The following is a 20,624-nucleotide window of genomic DNA, read 5'->3' as shown; positions in this document are numbered from 1 at the left end:
AAGGCCCTCGCGGGCCTTTTTCTCTTGTTCACTTCGTGTGCTTACAGCTGGAATCGGGAGAGCTGCTTGCGCTGCTGCTCGGCGAGCTGCGAGAGTTCGTTGCTGGCACTGGCGCTCTGGCTGATACCGGCGGAGCTCTGGCTCACGATCTCGTGAATATTGGTGATGTTGCGGTTGATGTCGGCGGTGACGCAGGACTGCTCCTCGGCGGCGGTGGCGACCTGGGCGTTGGCGTCGTTGATCTGGCGCACGGCACCGGTGATGCCGCTTAGCAGATCCTGCACCTGAGCCGACAAGCGCTGGTTATGGCTGAGGATCTCTAGGGTCTCCTGCACGCCGTTGTTGGCGGACTGGGACTGGCCCTGCAGCCGCTCGATGATGGCCTGGATCTCCTTGGTGGAGTCCTGGGTACGGGCTGCCAGCATTCTCACCTCGTCGGCCACCACCGCAAAACCACGCCCCGTTTCACCGGCACGGGCCGCTTCGATGGCGGCATTGAGCGCCAGCAGGTTGGTCTGCTCGGAGATCCCCTGGATCACTTCAATTACCTTGCCGATCTGCTCGGACTGGGATTTGAGCTGGGCCACGATGGCGGCGGCATCTTCCAGACTGCCTGCCATCCGGCTGTTGGCGGCGATGCTTTCGGTAAAGAGGGCGAGCCCCTGTTCGACCCGGCCATTGGCATCCCGCGCCAGCTCGTCGGCGATGGCTGCATTGTGGTTGACGTTGTCAGCGGTGCTGGAGAGTTCGGTTACGGCGGAGGCGACCTGTTCGATCTCGCTGTGCTGCTGCTTTGCATTGGCCTCGGACTGGGTCATCACGGCGGCCAGCTCGGTGGCGGCGGAGGCAACGCTGTTGCTGATCCCGGTCAGGTTCTCGATGGTGTTACCAAGTTGCCCCAGAGTGAGATTGATATCTTTGGCCAGACGGGTCAGCTCGTTGTTGCCCTCCGCTTTGGCGCGCACGTTGAAGCGCCCTTGCGCCACGGCGTGCATCACCTCTTGTAGCTGACTGATGGGGCTGACGATGCGCCCGGAGAGGACCCAGCCACAGATCAGCGCCGCCAGCAGGGTACCGGCGGTGAGCAGCAGGGTACGCAGCAGGGTGGCGTCGTAGTGGGCCTGCTCTTCGGCCAGCTCTTGCTGGATCAGCTGGTTGATGTGGGCGGACATGCTGTCGATCTGCTTGATCAGCTGTTCACCCAGCTCGCGGAAATGGAGGCGAGCCGCCTCGTAGGCGACCGGATCGCCGCCACCCTGATGTTTTTGCGCCAGCAGCGGCAGCATGTTGCTGCGGGTATGGCTGAGGTAGGCCTGCAGGGCGGCAGCGACCTGCCGGTTATCCTGCTCGGCACCGGGGAGCACCAGACGGCCGAGGATGGCGTTGATCTCCTGCTCGGCGCTGTTGAGGTTTGCGGGCAGAGCGGCAAACAGCTTGGCATCGTAGAGGCCATAGATGGCGCTGGTGCGCAGCCGGTAGGTGGCGTGGATCAGTTTGGCAATATCGTCCTTGTGCTGGACCACGGTCTGGGTCGTCTCATCTATGTCATTGATGGCTTCATCCAGACCCTGTTTGCTGATGGCGATCATCACCATCATCAGCAGGCTGGCCAGCAGCAAAGGTATCAAGACCTGGACACGTATTGATAGATTATTCAATGACATAAATGGCTCTAATCCGGAATTGGAGGAGCCGACATATTACACATGCACGTCAGGAGCTGTCACAGGCTTTTATTGCTGAAATTTGCTGAAGAAAAGGTTTTTTCTTGTGAGAAAGGAGCCATTTAGGAATGATTGAGCGCTTTATCCCCTGAATATGTGGTACAACTGGCTGGGTTGTGTCAATCCTGTCCCGTTTTCGTGATTTCCCGCTCTCGTCATATGGAGGTGTGTTGTGTCCAGCTGGATCGATCCGGCCATTCTGGCTCTGTTTATCCCGACCTTTTTCTTTGTCTCGGTGACCCCCGGCATGTGCATGACCCTGTCGATGACGCTGGGGATGAGCCTGGGGGTGCGCCGTACCCTGCACATGATGTGGGGGGAGCTGATCGGGGTCGGGCTAGTCTCGGTGCTGTCGGTGATCGGGGTGGCAGCCATCATGCTCAACTATCCGGGGATCTTCGCCGCCTTCAAATATGTGGGGGGCGCCTATCTGGTGTGGCTTGGCATCCAGATGTGGCAGACCAAGGGGAAGATGGCCATTCCGGCGGATCTCTCGGCCGGTCAACAGACCAGCGCCATGGGGCTGGCGCTGCAGGGCTTTGTCACCGCCATCGCCAATCCCAAAGGGTGGGCCTTCATGATCTCCTTGCTGCCCCCCTTTATCTCTGCCGAAAAGCCGATGGCGCCGCAGATCAGCGCGCTGGTGGCGCTGATCCTGGTCATCGAGTTCTCCTGCCTGCTGCTCTACGCCAGCGGTGGCCGCACTCTGCGCCACTTCCTCGCCAAGAGCGGCAACGTCACCTTGATGAACCGCATCGCAGGTACTCTGATGCTGGGGGTGGGAGTCTGGCTGGCGCTCGGGTAAGAGCTGTCAGTGACCCTCGCCAGAAAAGAAAAATGCCACCGATCGGTGGCATTTTTTATGGGCGCCGGGTGGCTCAGTGAGGCTTGAAACGCTCGACCCAGGGGTTGGCGGTGAGGCCGTGCAGGATGACGCTCAATATGATGGTGCAGAGCACGGTGGCGATGATGGGGCGCTGGCCAATCAGGGCTGGCTCGTTTTGCAGCACCATCACCGCAAAGACGATACTGGCAAGGCCCCGCGGCCCGAACCAGCCGATAAAGAGCTTGAGCTCCGACTTGAGGCCGGTACCGATGAGGCTCAGCCAAACCGGCACCATCCGCAGCAGGGTGAGGCTGGCAATGGCATAGAGCCAGTATTGCCAGTGCAGCAGCTCCGGCAGAATGGGCATCAGGGTCGCGCCAAACATCATCCAGATCACCACGGAGAGCAGGTCGCCGTAGCCTTCGCAGCTGTCCATATAGGCGTGCTTGTGTTCGCCGAGGCGGTGGCCGATAAAGAGGCCGCCGACAAAGGCGGCGATAAAGCCGCTCCCCCCGAGAGTCTGGGCCAGCGCAAAGCAGAGCAGGGCCAGCCCCGGCATGGTGAGCTGGCGCCAGAGCGGCAGTTGCCAGCCGTTGAGATAGGAGATTTTCAGTAGCCGGATGGTGAGGCTGGTCAGCACAAAGGCGACCAGCAGACCAATGCCGATCTCCTCCAGCATCAGGGTGATGGCCAGGGTGGCGGTGCCTGCGTGCTGCTCGGTGGGGGCGATAAGGGCCAGCAGCAGAAGCAGCACCGGTACGCAGATGCCGTCGTTGAGGCCGCTCTCCTGATTGAGCCCTTCACGCACCGGTGCCGGCACCGCGGGGTTGCTTACCACCGCCTTGCCGAGCGCCGCATCGGTGGGGGCAAGAATGGTGGAGAGGATCGCCATCTCCAGCAGTGGCAGGTCGGGGAAGATCCAGTGGCCAAAGAGGGCACCACAAAGCAGGGTGAGGGGCAGGCCAATCAGCAGTAGCCGGATGGGGAGCTGGCGGTTGGCCAGCAATACCTGCCAGTTGGTGTTGGCGGCATCGTTGAACAGCACGATGACCAGCGTCAGCTCTGCCAGCAGCTTGATGCCTGCGCTGTCGATAGAGAGGGAGAGCAGCTCCAGCCCGCCCGGCCCCAGCAACCAGCCGGTCAGCAGAAAGAGCAGGGGGCCGTTGACCAGTTTTGATTCAAAGCGCCCCGCGATCAGGCTGTAGACCAGCAAGAAGGCGGCGATCACCGCCAGATTCTGGTAAAGCAGGTGTGCATCCATACAACCTCCTTTCTGCCCCCAGCAGGGGTGGTTTAATCGGTCAGGCAGTCGGGGTCGAACACATACTCCCCGTCCAGCCAGCGCACGATTTCGTCTACGCAGGATTGGTCGCGAAACGGCAGATAGCGCGCCTTGAGGGTGGCAATCTGCTCGGGGGTGAGCTGTGCCAGCCCCAGATCCTGAAACAGCGGCAGGTCGGCCTCGATCATTGCCGAGATCTGCGGGCCGCAGGTGGCGTTGAGGGCGGCATGCAGCGCCTTGTCGGGGTCGTACTGCTTGCCGAGGCGGTAGCTCATCGGCAGGGTAGCGAGGGGCAGGGCGGAGAGTGCTGCCTGCTTCATCGGGTTGACCGCATGGCCGGCGAGCAGATCCGCCAGCTCGGCGGGGCGGTTCTCGAAGGCGCGCAGGTGCAGGTAGCTGCTCGCCTTGCTGCCATCGTTAACCGGGTAGTTGTCCCACAGGAAGGGCTTGCGGCTGAGCAGTTCGGTCACCTGCTTGAGGTGACTGGCTGGATATTCGCTGGAGCAGACCTTGGGGCCGGTCCAGAAGATCTCGAAACGGCGGTCGAGCTGTTCGCCAAGCTCCTCCAGATAGCGGGGAGGCATGGCGCCAAACACCTTCTCCAGCACCGGATCGGTCGAGTAGTAGCTGGGGCAGAAGATGAGGCGGGTCGCCTTGCTGTGGGCCGTGATATCGTGGGCGATGGTGAGCTGGTGACGGGCCAGATCCGGGGTATCCCCTTTCATGTCGTCAAACAGCACCGCCAGAATATCGGGCTGCAGCATCTCGTCGATGAGGCGCACTTTTTCAAGCAGTGCCGGGCGCTGCCGCTCGTAGTCATGATGAGCCCCCATGGGGCTCAAGCCCACCCCGAAGGCGAGTCCGTTGGCGCGGCACTGGCGCGCCAGCTCGGCGAGATCTGCCAACTGCTGCTCGGGCCAGGGGAGGGCCCAATGCTTGCGCAGATAGCCATCCTCTTTCGGGGCGTAGATATAGAAGCCGTAACCGTGGCGTGGCAGCCACTGGGCGTAGCGGGCGCGGGCCTGCCAGCTCCATCCCTTGCCAAAAAAGCCTTCAATGACCCCCAGATTGGCTGCGGGGGGCAGGGGGCCGGACAGCAAACTTTGATATGGCATAACTCTCTCCCTTCTTGCTGGGGACTTGATACGGGACGGTCGGTCAGACCGGGTCCTCTTCCTGAAAGCGCACCCCGATCTTGCTCGGCACGCTCTCGTCCATTTCGGCCACGGTCCAGATCAGGCCCTGCCACTCGATGTTGTCACCGACCACCAGATTATCGCCCAATTGACTGGCAATAAAATCGCCCAGTGTCTGATCCGCCACCTCGTTCACATCCAGCCCGTAAAGAGGGGCGAGGTCCACCAGCCGCGCGGCTGCTTCCAGCAGGAAGTCACCGAAGAAGCGGGGGCCGAGATCTTGCTCTGGTGCCTGACTAAAGAGCTGGCCGAGGGCGGGGAGGTCGCGCTCGTGACCGATGACGCAAAGGATGTCATCGGCCTGCAGACAGGTACTGCCCGAGGGGTGGAGCAGCTCACGGCCACGAAACAGGGCGCAGATCCGGGTGCCGGCGGGCATCTGCAGATCCCGCAGTGGCGAGCCGATGCACCACTTCTCCTCCCCCAGCTGGTAGACGAAGGTCTCCCACTGGCTGTCGAGATCGATCTCGAGCCCGGAGCGGTTGATGGGCGACGGTGGTGCCGGCACCTCCACTCGCGCCAGCCTTGATGCCAGCGGTAGCGAGCTGCCCTGCAAAATCAGCGAAACCAGCACCACAAAGAAGGCGACGTTGAAGTAGAGCTGGGCGTTGGGCAGCCCCGCCATCATGGGGAACACCGCCAGAATGATGGGCACGGCGCCGCGCAGACCGACCCAGGAGATAAACCAGCGCTCGCGGGGGGCGAAGTTCTTGAACGGCAGCAGCCCGATCCAGACCGACACCGGGCGGGCAAACAGGATCATCCACATCGCCAGCGCCAGCGCGGGCAGGGCGATGGGCAGCAGCTTGTGGGGCGAGGCGAGCAGCCCCAGCACCAGAAACATGCCGATTTGGCTGAGCCAGGTCAGACCGTCCAGCACCGACAATGTGGTGCTGCGACTGCGCAGGGCGAGGTTGCCGAGCAACAGACCGGTCAGGTAGATGGCGAGAATGCCGCTGCCACCGACCGCCGTGGTGAGGGCGAAGATCAGCAGGCCGCCGCTGACGGTGAGCAGCGGATAGAGTCCCGGCGCCAGACGGGCTGTGTTGATGAGGCGCCACAGCAGCCAGCCGCCACCAAGGCCAATCCCGGCGCCAAGACCAAACTGCTTGACCAGTTGCAGCAGCAGGAAGCCCCCATCCAGCCCTTGCTGGGCGGTGGCGAGCACCTCGATGAGGGTGACGGTGAGAAACACTGCCATGGGGTCGTTGCTGCCTGACTCTATCTCCAGCGTCGCGCTCACCCGCTCGTTGAGACTGCGCCCGCCAAGCAGGGAGAAGACCGCCGCCGCATCTGTGGAGCCGACGATGGCGCCGATCAGCATCCCCTGCATCAGGTTGAGATCAAACAACCAGGCAGCGGCGAGACCCGTCAGGCCTGTGGTGATGGCCACCCCGACCGTCGCCAGCGACAAGGCAGGCCAGAGTGCCACCCGAAACGAGGAGACCAGGGTGCGCATGCCGCCGTCGAGCAGAATGATGGCAAGCGCCAGGTTGCCCACCAGATAGGCGATGGAGTAGTCAGCGAAGTGGATGCCACCTGGGCCATCTTCACCGGCCAGCATGCCGACGGCGAGGAAGATAACCAGAATGGGAATACCGAGGCGGGAAGAGAGGGCGCTCAACAGTACGCTGGCTCCCACCAACAGGGCAGCGACAAAAAAGAAACTGTTGATGGTAGCGGCATCCAAGGGCGAACTCCTTCCTGGTAATGTGCAAAGTAGGCACATTATATGCAGTTAGGCCCCCCTTGTGTGGCTTATTTGTGCATCAATTTGCACTTTCTTACATTTTTCATCCCTTTTTTCAGCATGGTCGCGCCATATTCTGACTGTGACGGGGTTAACGAAAGCGGAGTCAAAGGAGCGTCGATTTCAAGGATGCGCAGGGAGGAGAGGGCGGGGAAAAGCGAAACGGCACAGCAGAGGGAGAGGGGAGCACAAGGGCGCTCCCCACGGGATGGGGCGGGATTCAGTCGTCCTCGTCATCCTTAACTTCGCGGATCTTGTCCTTGTAGTTGGGCAACTGCTTCTCCAGCCGTTTCATGTCTTTGATGGCATTGAGAAACAGCCCGAGCAGGAACAGCAGCGGCAACCCTATCCACAGCCAGAGATTCATGGGATTTTCCTTTCGTCAGGACAGGTGGTGACATAACGGGCCAAAATTTCATCAAGGTTGGCCAATATGGTCGACTTGCCTTCAATATCCGCCTGTTGCAGGCAAAGCGCCAGTGCCGCGGGATCGAGTCGCTGCTCGTCGGACTCCAGCGAGAAGCTGATATGCCAGGGCTCGTAGGCGACCCCGCTCTGTGCCCCGACCGGTTTGGCATAAGGGAGGAAGAAGCCGAAGTCGCTCATATGGTCGCTGAGCCACTCGCTGAGATCCGCAAACCAGCCCCCGGCTTCATACTCCCACGGCTCCAGTGCCAGTTTGGTATCGGCAGGCAAACAGTCCGGGTCGTAGATATCGAGATCGGTCCCCCAGTGGTGACGGCTGGTGCCGGGCAGAGCGCTCCAGCGCAGGATGGCGTGCAGCCGCTCTGTCTCGCAGAGTTGCAGGGCATCGATGGGCTGGCTGTTGGCATCGAGCAGTGGCCGTTCGCCGCGCCACTTGCCATTCCAGATGGCGAGCTGGCGCTCGAAGCTGCGCCAGCTGGAGGCCGCCTGCAGGTTGAACCCCTCATAGGCGGCCGCAACCTGCATGTCGTTGAAGGCCGCCGCGGTGGCGGCGGTCAGACGATGGGGGCCGCGCCCCACCAGAATTAGGTGACTCTCGTCGAGCCCCAGCAGTTGTTCCTGCGTCATGCCAGCAACCTCTCGAGCACCCCTTGGTACATGTCGGCCAGCAGATCCAGATCGTCCGCCTTCACGCACTCGTTCACCTTGTGAATAGTGGCGTTGACGGGGCCAAGCTCAATCACCTCGGCGCCAGTGGGGGCGATAAAGCGCCCGTCGGAGGTGCCGCCGGTGGTGAGCAGGGCTGGCTGCTGGCCATTGACCGCCTCGATGGCAGAGACTGCCGCCGCCAGCAGTTTGCCGGTGTCGGTGAGGAACGGCTGGCCGGAGAGGGTCCAGCTCAGCTGATAATCGAGGCCGTGTTTATCCAGCAGCGCTTCGACTCGCTTGCGGATATCCATGTCGGTCAGTTCGGTACTGAAGCGGAAGTTGAACTGTACCTGCAGCTCGCCCGGAATGACGTTGGAGGCGCCGGTGCCCGCCTGAATGTTGGCTATCTGGAAGCTGGTGGGGGGGAAGTAGGCGTTGCCCTCATCCCACACGGTGGAGGCAAGTTCCGCCAGCGCTGGCGCGGCTTTATGAATGGGGTTGTCCGCCAGATGGGGGTAGGCGACATGGCCCTGCACCCCGCGCACCAGCAGATCGCCGGTGATGGAGCCGCGGCGGCCATTTTTCACCACATCCCCGACCACGGCGGTGGAGGAGGGTTCGCCGACGATGCACCAGGTGATCTTCTCGTTACGCGCTTCCAGGGTGTCGATCACCCGGGTGGTGCCATTGATAAAGGGCCCCTCCTCATCGGAGGTAATAAGGAAAGCGATCGACCCGGTGTGATCCGGATGCTCGGCTACGAAACGCTCGACCGCCACCACCATGGCGGCCAGCGAGCCCTTCATGTCGGCGGCGCCACGGCCATAGAGCACGCCATCCCTGATGGTCGGTTCGAACGGCGGGGTGTGCCATTTCTCCAATGGCCCGGCGGGCACCACGTCGGTGTGACCGGCGAAGCAGAACAGTGGCCCCTCGCTGCCACGGCGGGCCCAGAGGTTGGTGGTGTCCTCAAACACCATGGGCTCGATAACAAAGCCGAGTTTGGCGAGGCGCTCCGCCATCAGGGTCTGGCACCCTTCATCCAGCGGGGTAACGGAGGGGCGGCGGATCAGATCCTTGGCCAGTGCGATGACATCCGACATCAGTTGTCCTTAGTTGTCCTTAACGGGAGAAGAGGGATTGGTAGTGATCGGCCTTGAAACCCAGGGTCAGTTCGCCGTCACGATCCAGCAGCGGGCGCTTGATCATCGCCGGATGCTCCAGCAGCAGGGCGCGCGCCTTGGCGGTGTCGAGCCCCTGTTTGGCCTCGTCCGGCAGGGCGCGGAAGGTGGTGCCGCGGCTGTTGAGCAGCGCTTCCCAGCCGAGCTTGGCCAGCCAGTGGTCGAGATCGTCCGGGTTCAGGCCATCGGCGCGATGGTCGTGAAAGCGGTAGTCGATACCGGCCTCATCCAGCCACTTGCGGGCTTTCTTGATGGTGTCGCAGTTCTTGATGCCATAGAGGGTGGTGGCCATGGGGAGTCCTTCTCTTGTGGGCGCTAGCCGTGGCCGCGCCCGAAAATCCGAATCAACAGAGTGCAAGGGCCCGATTCTGGCATTGTGGCGATCCCATGGCAACGCTGATGGCACCGTCGGGAGGGCCGGGAGGAGGAAAAGCGGGGAGCCAGATAGCCAGAACGCGCCGGGTGGCGCGCTCTGGAGAGGCAGAAGAGTGTCTCTTCTGTGCTGCCAGGGCAGCTGGTATCAGTGCAGCGGATGCCAGGGGTGATCAAAGACCCGGGCGCGCTCCCAGGGGGCGTCGGGCAGACTGGAGGAGAGGCCGCTGTATTTGCCCACATCGTCCACCACGATGGCGGAGAGGATTGGCAGATGGTTTTCGGTGCAGTACATGCGAACGCGCTGCAGCAGGGTGCGCAGTTCGTCCTGACGCTGCTCCAGTCCGGCCAGTTTGGCCAGTTTGGAGTAACGAATGGTGGTGCGTTCCTTTGCAGACTCGACGAGGATATCCCACAGCTGATAATCGCAGGTCGAGACACCTGCGGTGGCTTGGTTTGTCATAACTCTCTCCGGCGCGAAATGGTCGCTATGTGTCGAAGCGCATCTTCGCCAGTTCGGCGCCGTCATATGTTGATCCAACGCAAAAAAGAGGGGAGTCGCGTCACACAATTCCCGGATATGGGGTGATAAAGGTTTTCCGGTAGTTGAAATAACGAAAAATTGTTACATGGCCGACATATTATGCTAATGAATCACGGTGACGGCACCTTTATTGATAGGGATCAAAGGCAAACAGTGGTCAGATCACTAGATTTCGCTCTTCGATAAATTTATCAGGAGTGAATATTGGAACTTTTATTCGTCTTGCTCGTTCTGGTCGCCGTGGTCTACGGCATCATCAAGGATTACAACCCGCAGGCGGTGCTGGCGCTGGCGGGCATGGCCATTTTTGCGGTGGCCTACTGGCTGGGGCTGCACCCCATTCTCCCCGCTGACAAGAGCACCGGTTTCGCCCTGTTCGACCTGTTCGAAGTGTTCAAGGGGATCTTCTCCTACCGCGCGGCGGGCCTCGGCCTCACCATCATGGCGGTGGCGGGTTTTGCCACCTACATGTCCCATATCGGGGCCTCCCAGGCGCTGGTGCGGGTGGCGGTCAAACCGGTGGCGGGCATCCAGTCCAGCTACCTGATGCTCTCCATCTGTTATCTGGTGGCGGTCTTTGTCTCCCTGTTCGTTACCTCCGCTACCGGCCTTGGCCTGCTGTTGATGGTCACCATGTATCCGGTGATGCGCAACCTCGGCATCAGCCCGGCCTCCGCCTGTGGCGTCATCGCCACCTCCCAGGCGTTTGAAATTGGCCCAACCCAGACCAACGCCATCTTCTCTGCCGGTCAATCCGGTATGGATCCGACCAGCTATTTCGTCGACTACCAGATCTGGCTGGTGGCCCCCATGCTGCTGGTGACCATGGTGCTGCACTTCTTCTGGCAGCGTCACTGCGATCGCAAGGATGGCTGGGATCCGGCGCTCCATCGCGGCGATCACGCCGAGCTGGACGAGCAGGGCACCGAGAGCGTGCAGGCGCCCACCTGGTATGCCCTGCTGCCGATCATCCCCTTCGTGCTGATGATGACCTTCTCCAAGCTGCTGGTGAGCGACATCAAGATGAGCGTGGAGGTGGCCATGCTGCTGTCGGTCTTTATCGGCATGCTGTGCGAGCTGCTGCGTAGCCGCTCGGTGCGTACCGCGTTTGCCGGGCTGTCGAGCTTCCTCGATGGCATGGGCAAGGTGTTTGGCCCCGTGGTGGCGCTCATTGTCTGTGCCGAGCTGTTTGCCGAATCCCTCAAGGCCATCGGTGCCATCGATACCCTGCTGCACTCTGCCAGCAATGCCGGTATCGGCAGCGGTCTGATGACGCTGGTGATGGTGGCGCTGATCATGGTAGCGGCGGTCATCATGGGCTCCGGCAACGCGGCGTTCCTCAGCTTCTCGACCCTGGCACCGGCGGTGGCAGCCAAGTTTGGCGTACCTGCGGTAACCATGCTGCTGCCGATGCAGCTCGCTTCCAGTATCGGCCGTACCGTCTCCCCCATCGCGGCTGTGCTGATCGCCTGTGCGGGGATTGCCAAGGTATCGCCCTTTACCGTGGTCAAGCGCACCAGCGTGCCGATGGCGGGGGCGCTGGTGACGGCGCTGGCCCTCAATTATCTGCTGTTCATGTAGTGATGTGGGTTATGTAGTGGTGTTTGGAATTTACCGGTCGGGCGGGTGGCATGGCTGCCCGCCTTTTTCTCACTGTGTCGCATTGTTGCAATAGACGATCGGCCATCAATGCTGATTGTTGCATGGAGAAGATAATGACAGTTGTAAAGAGCCCGTTTTCCCTCGATAGCTATCTGGCCGATTTGGCCCCGCTCATCAACCTCGATTGCGGTACTCGCACCCCGGCCGGGGTAGCGAAAGTGGCCGACATCATGACCGAGAAATATGAGGCCATCGGCTGGCAGGTGACCCGCCACCAGTTCGCTGCCGAGTGCGGCCCCTGCCTCGAGATCACCAATGCGCCGGGTGCCGATCACTACGACGTGATGCTGTGCGGCCACATGGATACCGTCTTCCCCGAGGGGACGGCGGCCAAGCGCCCGCTGAAAATCGAAGGCAATCAAGCCTTTGGTCCCGGCGTCTCGGACATGAAGAGCGGCCTGCTCTCTATCTGGTATGCACTCAAAGAGATGGATCCGGCATTGCTTGCCAAGCTCAAGGTGCTGGTCTGCTACAACTGCGACGAAGAGATTGGCTCCCCCTGGTCCAAGGATTGGCTGGTGAAAAAAGCCAAACAGAGTGGCTGCGTGCTGGTGGCCGAGGCAGCCCGTCCCAATGGGGATCTCATCAGCGCCCGCAAGGGCAATGCCAAGTACCGCATCACCTTCCACGGCAAGGCCTCCCACGCCGGTTCGGCCCTCACCGAAGGGGTCTCTGCCATTACAGAACTCGCTCATTGGGTGCTGGCCATCAACGAGCAGGTCAACATGACCACGGGCACCACCATGAACGTTGGCGTGGTACAGGGCGGCACCGGTGTCAACGTGGTGCCGGACTTTGCCGAGGCGATCGTCGATCTGCGCTTCTGGAGCAACGAAGAGGCCGCTGCGGTGCACGACCGGCTCACCTTTATGGCCAACAACCCCTTCCTCGCCGGTTGTCGGGTTGAGGTGGATCGCCAGACCTTCAAGCCTGCGATGCGCCCGAGTGGTGACACCGAGGCGCTGATGGCGCTGGTGGAGGCGGCAGCCAAAGAGGAAGGTATCCCCTTCAACTGGCTGGAGGCCGGTGGCGGCTCGGATGCCAACTTCACCGCAGCAGCAGGTGTGCCGTCCCTCGATGGTTTCGGCCCCATGGGGGGCGGTTTCCATTCGGAGGCGGAATTCCTGCTGCTGGAGAGCATCGAACCGCGCATCCGCCTGCTGCAGCGGGTGCTGGGCAAGCTGGCGAAATAAGCCGGTTTATCCCTTGTTCGGGTCGTCATGGCCCGCTCAAAACTGGTCCGCTCAAATCCAAATGGGAGGCTGTTGCCTCTCGTTTTTTTATCTCGATTTTTCGCGCGCTAAGTGAGTTGGCTGCTTGCTTGAGGCCGTTACCCCTGTGGCTCGGCCAGATAGGCCAGATGATCCTGCCGCGCCACCTGCCAGCCATCGAGGCGCAGCGGGGCGGCAAAGCCCGGGCCGTCAGTCACCATGGTGTGGTATTCCCCCTGCTCGCCGCAGGCATCGAAGCCCTCGCGCTCGGCCAGTTGCTGCAGATCGCTGAGGGTGGCGGCATCGAGGGTGCGTCCAGTCCACTCGGGAGCCAGCACCCGGGTATCGACGCAGGAGAGGTGGGCGACGATGCCGCGCGCCAGCATATCCGCCAGCAAGGCTTGACGAGATTGCTGCCAGAGCGGGGTGTGGACGGTGAGACCCAGCGGCTGGCAGCGTTCGCGGATCCAGTTTGGTGCGCCCCCCACGCTGTCGATATCGCCGGTGACTACGCCATCGAGTTGCCACTCCTCCTTGAGCCGTGCCAGTGCCCGCTCATAACCGAGATCGAACGGTGCCTCTATGGTGACCAGCAGATGGGGCAGCCCGAGGGCTTCCGCCTGACGGCGCACCAGCGGCAAGGGGTGAGCGAGAAATCGGGGTTCTGGCGGCGCAAAGGTGGCCAGTGCCATCACCTGATGGCCCGCTTGGCGAGCATGACAGAGGGCCAGCATGGCATCTTTGCCACCGCTCCAGAGCAGGATGACGCGAGACATGGATGAGATTCCGGTGGTGAACGAGGGGGCATGCTACCCAGCGGCGGGGGCAGAGGTAAAGGCATGGTGTCCGGAAATGGCGGCGGGGAAAGGGTTGGGGTAACAGAGCGGGAAAAAAGCAGGCCCCCGAAGCGGGGGCCTGTATTGCAATGGCGTGGTAAACGCCGCTGCGATTAGAGCAGGATGCTGGTCAGGATAAAGCCCAGCGAGCAGGAGGTCACCACCCCGATCAGCCCCGGAATGATGAAGCTGTGGTTGATGATGAACTTGCCGATGCGAGTGGTGCCGGAGCGGTCGAAACCGATACAGGCCAGATCGCTCGGGTAGGTCGGCAGCACGAAGTAGCCGTAGCTCGCCGGCAGGAAGGCGATCAGCAGCTTGGGTTCGACACCCAGCGCCAGACCCATGGGGGCGATGGCGGTCAGGGCGGCGGCCTGGCTGTTTACCAGCTTGGAGATAAGGAACAGCACCAGGGCGTAGGTCCAGGGCTGGGCCTGTACCACATGGGCCAGGGTCTCTTTGAGCAGGGGCATGTGAGCCTGGAAGAAAGTCTCACTCATCCATGCCACCCCGAATACGGAGAAGATGGCGACCATACCTGCCTTGAAGACGGCGCCGTTGGCAATCTCGCCCGGCTTGACCTTGCAGCGCATCAGGATGATGGCACCGGCGATCAGCATCATCATCTGGATCACCAGGTTCATGGAGAGCGGGCCGGTCTTGTCCTTGATGGTGAACACCGGACGCAGACCTTCGTTGGCGCCGAGCAATACCACGGCAGCGATGGCGGCGAAGAAGATCCAGGTAGACCAGTAGGCCTCTTTCGGGAACTTGGTATTGAGCAGGGTTTCACCACCGCCGTAGATGAAGGCACGCTGCTCCGGGTCTTTGATCTTGGCCTGGAACTCTTCGTCCTTGTCCAGATCCTTGCCGCGACGCAGGCTCCACAGGGCTGCCACGATGACACCGGTCAGGGAGGAGGGGATGGCGATCATCAGGATGTCGAGCAGGCCGTAAGCCTGACCGATACCGTGACCGGCCGCCAGAATGGAGACCATGGAGACCACGGCAACGGAGACCGGGGAGGCGCAGATCGCCATCTGGGAGGCAACGGAGGCGACAGCCATCGGGCGCTCGGGACGGATGTTCTTCTGCAGCGCGATGTCAGCGATGATGGGGAACATGGTGTAGACCACGTGGCCGGTACCGCACAGGAAGGTGAGGGTCCAGGTCGTGAGCGGCGCCAGGATAGTGATGTATTGCGGGTGACGGCGCAGCAGACGCTCGGCCACTTGCATCATCAGGTTGAGGCCACCGGCAGTCTGCAGGGTGGCGGCACAGCCGATCACCGCCAGAATGGTCAGCATTACCTGAACAGGCGGTTCGCCAGGCACCAGGCCGAAGACGAAGGTCAGCAGGAAGAGACCGATACCACTGATGAGACCGAGTCCCATACCCCCAAAGCGGGTACCCAGCAGCAAGCAGCCGAGTACCACCAAAAATTCCATCAAGATCATTCCGTTACCTCGTGTGATTCAACCCATATTGCCGCGGGTAGCCTGAACCATGAATTGTCATTGTCTGTTTTATTTAGCCCAAAAGGGTTAGTTGTTATTCTGCTCCCCTGAAAAAGTGAAAAAATTGAGTTACTTCAATAACTCGATGAATTTTTGATTAAACCACTTAAAAACCACGTACTAACAAAAACATCATTTTTGTCACCGGGTGGTATCACTCGGGGCCAAGCCATTGGGTAGTCATGGTGGCAGCACAGTTTGGCAACAGGGCTGCAGGGGAGGGGCATAAAAAGGGCTCGATTGCGGCAGAAGAGGGTGAAAAAGCCAGCGCTCAGGCTATTTTTGCCAGCAAGGGCTGACTTCAGCGGGTTGGCTCACTTGGCCGCAGGTGCTTGCTGCAGATAGCGGCGCTGATAATCCTCGCTCAGCTTGGCAATATCCAATCTGGCAATGGCCTGTGCCACCCGTTGCTGCAACGCCTGTTGATCGGGACGAAACATGATGTGCAGGCTCTTGTGTTCGAGGATCTTCGGGTGAAACAGCAATCCGGCGCTTATCAGCTTGCGATCATGGTTGATGAGCCAGTGGAAGACATCCCGGTCGATCACCGCCAGATCGAGCCGGTCGCGCTGCAATTTGCGCAGGTTGAGCAGGTCTGCATCGACGGCGGCAGTGTTGAGGCGCTTGCTGGCCATCAGGGCATCGAATTCACGGGTGTTGACGTACCCCTCCACCACGCCGATCCGGTAGGAGGCGAGATCCGTGAGCTGCTGCCAGGGGATGGGGGGGCCTGAGCGCTGCGCTATGCCCAGCACGCTGTCGCCTACGCTGGGGGAGCTGCGCCACAGAGTGGGCAGGGTGTCGGAGAGGTACTCGGGAAAATAGCCGCTATAAGGCTGGGTCGGGTCGGCCGCCAGCCGCACCGCCCGCTGCCAGGGGTAGAAGTCGAATGTCACTTCCAGTCCCGCTTCGGCAAAGGCGCGTTTGACGATATGACCGGTGAGGCCGCCATCGGGCAGGCTCTGGCTGGTGTAGGGGGGCCACTCCAGGGTGGTCAGCCGAACAGGCTCGGCCCACAGTTGAACAGGCATGCAGGACAGCAATAGCGAGAGCAGCAGGCGATATCCCATAGGCGACGAGTTCCTTGTGCCGGTTGATCCTGAGTATCACCCATAACGGTGACAATAAAAAAGCCGACCCGCAGGTCGGCTTTTGCAATGCAGTGGCAAGATGCCGCTGATCAGAACTCGGCGGTACGCGGAGTTCGCGGGAACGGGATCACGTCGCGGACGTTGCCCATGCCGGTCACGTATACAACCAGACGCTCGAAGCCCAGACCGAAGCCGGAGTGCGGCACGGTACCGAAGCGACGCAGGTCGCGGTACCACCAGTAATCTTCCTTGTTCAGGCCCATCTCGGCCAGACGGGCATCCAGCACGTCCAGACGCTCTTCACGCTGGGAACCACCGATGATCTCGCCGATGCCCGGTGCCAGTACGTCCATCGCGGCAACGGTCTTGCCGTCGTCGTTGAGGCGCATGTAGAAGGCTTTGATATCTTTCGGGTAGTTCTTCACCACCACCGGAGACTTGAAGTGCTCCTCGGCCAGATAGCGCTCGTGTTCGGAGGAGAGATCGATACCCCAGGAGACCGGGAATTCGAACTTCTTGCCGCAGTTTTTCAGCACTTCGATGGCGTCGGTGTAGTCGATCTGGGCGAAGTCGGAGGAGACGAAACGCTCCAGACGGCCGATGGCATCCTTGTCTACGTGCTGGGCGAAGAACTCCAGATCGTCGCGACGCTCGGTCAGTACGGCGTTGAAGACATACTTCAGCATGGCTTCGGCCAGTGCGGCGTTATCTTCCAGATCGTTGAAGGCCACTTCCGGCTCAACCATCCAGAACTCGGCCAGGTGGCGGCTGGTGTTGGAGTTTTCAGCGCGGAAGGTCGGGCCGAAGGTGTAGACCTTGGAGAGCGCGCAGGCATAGGTTTCGGCGTTCAACTGGCCGGATACGGTCAGGAAAGCCTCTTTGCCGAAGAAATCTTCGTTGTAGTCCACCTTGCCGGCGTCGGTGCGCGGCAGGTTTTCCATGTCCAGAGTGGAGACGCGGAACATCTCGCCGGCACCTTCGGTATCAGAGGCGGTGATGAGCGGGGTCGCAACCCAGAGGAAACCCTCTTCGTGGAAGAAGCGGTGGATGGCTTGCGCCAGGCAGTGACGAACGCGGGTCACGGCGCCAACGATGTTGGTACGCGGGCGCAGGTGGGCCTGTTCACGCAGGTATTCGATACTGTGGCGTTTGGCAGCCATCGGGTAGGTGTCCGGATCTTCGACCCAACCGACTACCTTCACCTCGGTCGCCTGCAGTTCGAAAGCCTGGCCGCTGCCCTGAGAGGCGGCAACCACGCCGGTCACTTCCACGGAGCAGGCAGTGGTCAGACGCAGCACTTCATTCTCGTAATTGGCCAGGGTATTGGGGACAACTGCCTGTACCGGATGGAAACAGGAGCCATCGGAAATGGCCAAAAATGAGATCCCCGCCTTGGAATCACGGCGAGTCCGGATCCACCCTTTGACAGTTTGGGTGGTGCCGACCGGATACTTACCGGCCAGCACATCTACTACGGATGCGTGCGTCATCGAAATATTGTCTCCAGCTTGTTCTTGCAGCGCTATTTGCAACACTAGGGAGTCTGGCCCGGGCACAGATGGCCCACCGTGGCAGACTAAGCCGTCAATCTTACCCGCGCGGGTTTGATAAACAAGCAAAAATGTCGGACTCTGGTGGGGTTTTCGGCATGGTTCACTCAACAAGAGTGTCACGGACGCAGGAGAGGTGGGTGAAAGATCGGCGGCATGGGCCAGATTGGCTGACACGGGTGTTACAGGGGCTGGTGATGCTCTGCTGGGGCGGCTTTATCGTGCTGCTCTCCCTTTACCACTATGCCCGTCCCGAAATTGCCTACGGTTTTCTGGTCTATGGCGGGATCGAGGTGCGCGATTATTGGGACCCTGCCCTTACCCCCTGGCTGGTCTACGGGCTCTGGAGCTGTTGCGCCCTGACGCTGGCGGTGTTGCTGCTGGAGCGCAAGCGCAGCCGCCGTCAGGATGACTCCCGGCATGTCAATCTGGCCATCCTGCTATTGGTACTGATCGCCAGCTTGCTCTTCTACTACGTCGGTTAAGCGTTCGTCTTAGCGGGGCTGATCCGGCTCCTGCCTGCTGGCCTTGGTGCGTTTGCCGAGCTGTCGCTCCACGCTGTCGAGCATCTGGTTGTAGGCCACCGCCACTCGGCCAATCTCGTCGCCGTCATCTCCCTCCAGCCGGTGGCCGAAGTCGTGCAGGTCGGTGGCCTCTTCCATGGAGCGGGTCAACTGGTTGAGAGGGCGCACGATCCAGGTGCGGATGACCCAGAGGGTCAGCAGCAGTCCCATCCCGAAGATGCCGGTGAGGATCAGCGCCGAGGTGAGGATATTCTGCTCGACCCGGGTAAACAGCGAATCGAGGGAGTAGTCAAAGCGCACCGCTCCAAGCACGGTATTCTCCGGCACCAGATGACAGCTGGTGCAGTCGGTGCCGCGAAAATCCTTCTTGGCCAGCAGCGGTCGGGTGACCACCAGACGGCTGTGCATGCCGTTGTGCACCACCTCCAGACTCCCTTTGCCCACCAGAGCCAGCTCATCAAACTCATCCTTTACCTGTTCGGTCTCCCGTCCCGGCCCGAACTGTTTGCTCACCGCGTCGCCACGGACGATGCGGGCATCCTCCACATGGGCATGGTCGAGAAATTTGCCGCGCAGGGTATCGCGGGCATCCATCTTGCCGGTCAGCATCAGCATGTTGAGGCCGTCGAAATAGGCTTCGGTCTGCTCGCGGCTCTGCTCCTTGATGAGGGTCAGGATGAGATCGCGCTCGCGCACCGCCTGATAGGCTGCGGAGAACACCAGTACCATGGAGAAGATGAAGAGCAGGAAAAAGTTGATTTTGGCAGCAATGGAGAGGCGCATGAGCAGTCTTTCTTGATGGTAAAACCGCAGCAGTTTACCCCTCTTGGGGCCTCAGGTCTGGTGTTTTGCTCACATTACGGCAAGTGAAACTGCACTGAAGTGGATAAAGTTGCCCTCTTTATATATCAAATGCGGGTAGCCAAACGGGCGGCAGCGATGGCCGCCCGCTATATGAATTAAAACTCGCCCTCGGTGATGGCCTGACGGATGGCGCCGGTCAATACCCGCAGCTCTTCGGGGGTAATAACGAAGGGGGGCATCAGGTAGACCAGCTTGCCAAAGGGGCGGATCCAGGCACCCAGTTCGACAAACTTGCGCTGGATGCGCGCCACATCCACCCGCTCTTTCATCTCCACCACCCCGATGGCGCCGAGCACCCGCACATCCGCGACCGCCGGGTGCTGGGTCAGCTCTACCAGTTCTGTTCGCAGCTGATGCTCGATGGTGCGCACCCGCTCCTGCCAAGGTGAGGCCAGCAGCAGATCGATAGAGGCGTTGGCCACCGCGCAGGCAAGCGGGTTGCCCATAAAGGTGGGGCCGTGCATAAAGACGCCCGCCTTGCCGTCACAGATGGTGCGGGCGACATGCTCGGTGGTCAGGGTCGCCGAGAGGGTGAGGTAGCCGCCAGTGAGCGCCTTGCCCAGACACATGATGTCGGGGCTGATCCCCGCCCAGTCGCAGGCAAACAGCTGGCCGGTGCGGCCAAAGCCGGTGGCAATCTCGTCAGCAATCAGCAGCACGCCGAATTCGTCGCACAGGGCGCGTACCCACTGCAGATAGCGGGGGTGATAGAAGCGCATGCCGCCAGCGCCTTGCACTATGGGCTCAAGCACGATGGCGGCGATCTCCTCGTGATGATCGGCCATGAGTGTGGCCAGCTCCACCACGCACTGCTCGTCCCACTCGGCGTGGAAGCGGCAGCTGGGTGCTTCGACAAAATGGTGCTCGGGCAGGAATCCCTTGTAGAGCTCGTGCATGCCGCCATCGGGATCGCAGATGCTCATGGCGCCAAAGGTATCGCCGTGATAGCCGTTGCGCAGGGCGACAAACTTGGCTCTGGGCGTCCCCTTGGCGTGCCAGTATTGCTGCGCCATCTTGAGCGCCACTTCCACTGCCACCGAGCCGGAATCGGCCAGAAATACCCGATCAAGCCCCTTCGGAGTGATCTCCACCAGCTTGCGGCAGAGCTCGACCGCCGGAGCGTGGGTGAGGCCGCCAAACATCACGTGGGACATCTTGCCGAGCTGGGCGGTGGCGGCGGCGTCCAACTCCGGCACCTGATAGCCGTGCACGCAAGCCCACCAGGAGCTCATGCCATCCACCAGTTCGCGGCCGTCGCTGAGGGTAAGGGTCACCCCTTTGGCGCTGGCCACTTCATAGCAGGGCAGGGGGTGAGTGAGGGAGGTATAGGGGTGCCAGATGTGGTGCAGGTCGAATTCTTGATTGGTCATTTGTTGTTCTGTTGTCAATTGTTTTGATCTGGTCGGTGTTGACAGTCTAC

Annotated in this window: 19 protein-coding genes; 4 read left to right on the top strand and 15 right to left on the bottom strand. The window is 61.1% G+C overall.

Features of this window, described 5'->3' with window-relative positions; genetic code table 11:
- Positions 1-41: 41 nt before the first annotated feature.
- Positions 42-1,664 (bottom strand): methyl-accepting chemotaxis protein, encoded by a 1,623-nt coding sequence (locus AB5Y83_RS00365; protein WP_368174482.1) that lies wholly within the window; start codon positions 1,662-1,664, stop codon positions 42-44.
- A gap of 232 nt (positions 1,665-1,896) precedes the next feature.
- On the opposite strand from AB5Y83_RS00365, the gene AB5Y83_RS00360 reads away from it, so the two are divergent.
- Entirely contained in the window at positions 1,897-2,529 is a 633-nt protein-coding gene (locus AB5Y83_RS00360; RefSeq protein ID WP_368174481.1) for a LysE family translocator, read from the top strand.
- A gap of 73 nt (positions 2,530-2,602) precedes the next feature.
- On the opposite strand, the gene AB5Y83_RS00355 is transcribed toward AB5Y83_RS00360, so the two are convergent.
- From AB5Y83_RS00355 to AB5Y83_RS00320, 8 genes are all read right to left on the bottom strand, one after another.
- Entirely contained in the window at positions 2,603-3,811 is a 1,209-nt protein-coding gene (locus tag AB5Y83_RS00355; protein WP_368174480.1) for a cation:proton antiporter, read from the bottom strand.
- Between the two features lie 32 nt (positions 3,812-3,843).
- Positions 3,844-4,947, bottom strand: a complete 1,104-nt coding sequence (locus tag AB5Y83_RS00350) for a beta-N-acetylglucosaminidase domain-containing protein (RefSeq protein ID WP_368174479.1) — start codon at positions 4,945-4,947, stop codon at positions 3,844-3,846.
- A gap of 43 nt (positions 4,948-4,990) precedes the next feature.
- On the bottom strand, positions 4,991-6,718 hold the full coding sequence (locus AB5Y83_RS00345) for a potassium/proton antiporter (protein WP_368174478.1): 1,728 nt from the start codon (positions 6,716-6,718) through the stop codon (positions 4,991-4,993).
- 280 nt (positions 6,719-6,998) lie between these two features.
- Positions 6,999-7,145, bottom strand: a complete 147-nt coding sequence (locus tag AB5Y83_RS00340; RefSeq protein ID WP_005337933.1) for a hypothetical protein — start codon at positions 7,143-7,145, stop codon at positions 6,999-7,001.
- Positions 7,142-7,831 carry a M15 family metallopeptidase gene (locus AB5Y83_RS00335; RefSeq protein WP_100654124.1) on the bottom strand — a complete coding sequence of 230 codons (690 nt, stop codon included), beginning with the start codon at positions 7,829-7,831 and terminating at the stop codon, positions 7,142-7,144. Before AB5Y83_RS00335 ends, AB5Y83_RS00340 begins: the two co-directional genes overlap by 4 nt.
- On the bottom strand, positions 7,828-8,955 hold the full coding sequence (dapE, locus tag AB5Y83_RS00330; RefSeq protein ID WP_368174477.1) for a succinyl-diaminopimelate desuccinylase: 1,128 nt from the start codon (positions 8,953-8,955) through the stop codon (positions 7,828-7,830). The genes AB5Y83_RS00335 and dapE overlap by 4 nt, the downstream gene beginning before the upstream one ends.
- A gap of 19 nt (positions 8,956-8,974) precedes the next feature.
- The gene (locus AB5Y83_RS00325) at positions 8,975-9,325 is read right to left on the bottom strand and encodes an ArsC family reductase (protein ID WP_108570390.1); all 351 of its coding nucleotides are present in this window, start codon (positions 9,323-9,325) and stop codon (positions 8,975-8,977) included.
- Between the two features lie 228 nt (positions 9,326-9,553).
- Positions 9,554-9,868, bottom strand: coding sequence for a hypothetical protein (locus tag AB5Y83_RS00320; protein WP_033112827.1), 315 nt, complete (start codon positions 9,866-9,868; stop codon positions 9,554-9,556).
- A gap of 285 nt (positions 9,869-10,153) precedes the next feature.
- Here AB5Y83_RS00320 and dcuC point away from each other — a divergent pair, with 285 nt between their 5' ends.
- On the top strand, positions 10,154-11,530 hold the full coding sequence (gene dcuC / locus AB5Y83_RS00315) for a C4-dicarboxylate transporter DcuC (RefSeq protein WP_107684152.1): 1,377 nt from the start codon (positions 10,154-10,156) through the stop codon (positions 11,528-11,530).
- Positions 11,531-11,664: 134 nt separating this feature from the next.
- Positions 11,665-12,804, top strand: coding sequence for a M20 family metallopeptidase (locus tag AB5Y83_RS00310; protein WP_236288615.1), 1,140 nt, complete (start codon positions 11,665-11,667; stop codon positions 12,802-12,804).
- Positions 12,805-12,941: 137 nt separating this feature from the next.
- Here AB5Y83_RS00310 and AB5Y83_RS00305 read toward each other — a convergent pair whose 3' ends face one another.
- The 4 genes from AB5Y83_RS00305 to asnS form a co-directional block, all read right to left on the bottom strand.
- The gene (locus AB5Y83_RS00305) at positions 12,942-13,598 is read right to left on the bottom strand and encodes a hypothetical protein (protein WP_368174476.1); all 657 of its coding nucleotides are present in this window, start codon (positions 13,596-13,598) and stop codon (positions 12,942-12,944) included.
- 173 nt (positions 13,599-13,771) lie between these two features.
- A complete protein-coding gene (locus AB5Y83_RS00300) occupies positions 13,772-15,115 on the bottom strand; it encodes an anaerobic C4-dicarboxylate transporter (protein ID WP_005337916.1) in 1,344 nt (447 codons plus the stop codon).
- A gap of 374 nt (positions 15,116-15,489) precedes the next feature.
- Positions 15,490-16,245, bottom strand: a complete 756-nt coding sequence (locus AB5Y83_RS00295; protein ID WP_368174475.1) for a substrate-binding periplasmic protein — start codon at positions 16,243-16,245, stop codon at positions 15,490-15,492.
- A 110-nt stretch (positions 16,246-16,355) separates the two neighbouring features.
- Positions 16,356-17,756, bottom strand: coding sequence for an asparagine--tRNA ligase (gene asnS, locus AB5Y83_RS00290; protein WP_043818544.1), 1,401 nt, complete (start codon positions 17,754-17,756; stop codon positions 16,356-16,358).
- A gap of 200 nt (positions 17,757-17,956) precedes the next feature.
- On the opposite strand from asnS, the gene AB5Y83_RS00285 reads away from it, so the two are divergent.
- Entirely contained in the window at positions 17,957-18,301 is a 345-nt protein-coding gene (locus AB5Y83_RS00285; RefSeq protein ID WP_005359354.1) for a hypothetical protein, read from the top strand.
- 9 nt (positions 18,302-18,310) lie between these two features.
- Here AB5Y83_RS00285 and AB5Y83_RS00280 read toward each other — a convergent pair whose 3' ends face one another.
- The gene (locus AB5Y83_RS00280; RefSeq protein WP_075115475.1) at positions 18,311-19,123 is read right to left on the bottom strand and encodes a HAMP domain-containing protein; all 813 of its coding nucleotides are present in this window, start codon (positions 19,121-19,123) and stop codon (positions 18,311-18,313) included.
- A gap of 176 nt (positions 19,124-19,299) precedes the next feature.
- Positions 19,300-20,574: an adenosylmethionine--8-amino-7-oxononanoate transaminase gene (bioA, locus tag AB5Y83_RS00275; protein ID WP_368174474.1), complete on the bottom strand. Its 1,275-nt coding sequence runs from the start codon at positions 20,572-20,574 to the stop codon at positions 19,300-19,302.
- Positions 20,575-20,624: the final 50 nt, after the last annotated feature.

Source organism: Aeromonas sp. R5-4, from assembly GCF_040908215.1.
In the GTDB taxonomy this organism is placed as follows: Bacteria; Pseudomonadota; Gammaproteobacteria; order Enterobacterales; family Aeromonadaceae; genus Aeromonas; species Aeromonas veronii.
This window is presented reverse-complemented; position numbering and strand designations above follow the sequence as displayed.

Coding starts and splice junctions, on each gene's coding strand:
- AB5Y83_RS00365 (WP_368174482.1), bottom strand. CDS start 1,664: ATGTCATTGAATAATCTATCAATACGTGTCCAGGTCTTGATACCTTTG.
- AB5Y83_RS00355 (WP_368174480.1), bottom strand. CDS start 3,811: ATGGATGCACACCTGCTTTACCAGAATCTGGCGGTGATCGCCGCCTTC.
- AB5Y83_RS00350 (WP_368174479.1), bottom strand. CDS start 4,947: ATGCCATATCAAAGTTTGCTGTCCGGCCCCCTGCCCCCCGCAGCCAAT.
- AB5Y83_RS00340 (WP_005337933.1), bottom strand. CDS start 7,145: ATGAATCTCTGGCTGTGGATAGGGTTGCCGCTGCTGTTCCTGCTCGGG.
- AB5Y83_RS00335 (WP_100654124.1), bottom strand. CDS start 7,831: ATGACGCAGGAACAACTGCTGGGGCTCGACGAGAGTCACCTAATTCTG.
- dapE (WP_368174477.1), bottom strand. CDS start 8,955: ATGTCGGATGTCATCGCACTGGCCAAGGATCTGATCCGCCGCCCCTCC.
- AB5Y83_RS00325 (WP_108570390.1), bottom strand. CDS start 9,325: ATGGCCACCACCCTCTATGGCATCAAGAACTGCGACACCATCAAGAAA.
- AB5Y83_RS00320 (WP_033112827.1), bottom strand. CDS start 9,868: ATGACAAACCAAGCCACCGCAGGTGTCTCGACCTGCGATTATCAGCTG.
- AB5Y83_RS00310 (WP_236288615.1), top strand. CDS start 11,665: ATGACAGTTGTAAAGAGCCCGTTTTCCCTCGATAGCTATCTGGCCGAT.
- AB5Y83_RS00305 (WP_368174476.1), bottom strand. CDS start 13,598: ATGTCTCGCGTCATCCTGCTCTGGAGCGGTGGCAAAGATGCCATGCTG.
- AB5Y83_RS00300 (WP_005337916.1), bottom strand. CDS start 15,115: ATGATCTTGATGGAATTTTTGGTGGTACTCGGCTGCTTGCTGCTGGGT.
- AB5Y83_RS00295 (WP_368174475.1), bottom strand. CDS start 16,245: ATGGGATATCGCCTGCTGCTCTCGCTATTGCTGTCCTGCATGCCTGTT.
- asnS (WP_043818544.1), bottom strand. CDS start 17,756: ATGACGCACGCATCCGTAGTAGATGTGCTGGCCGGTAAGTATCCGGTC.
- AB5Y83_RS00280 (WP_075115475.1), bottom strand. CDS start 19,123: ATGCGCCTCTCCATTGCTGCCAAAATCAACTTTTTCCTGCTCTTCATC.
- bioA (WP_368174474.1), bottom strand. CDS start 20,574: ATGACCAATCAAGAATTCGACCTGCACCACATCTGGCACCCCTATACC.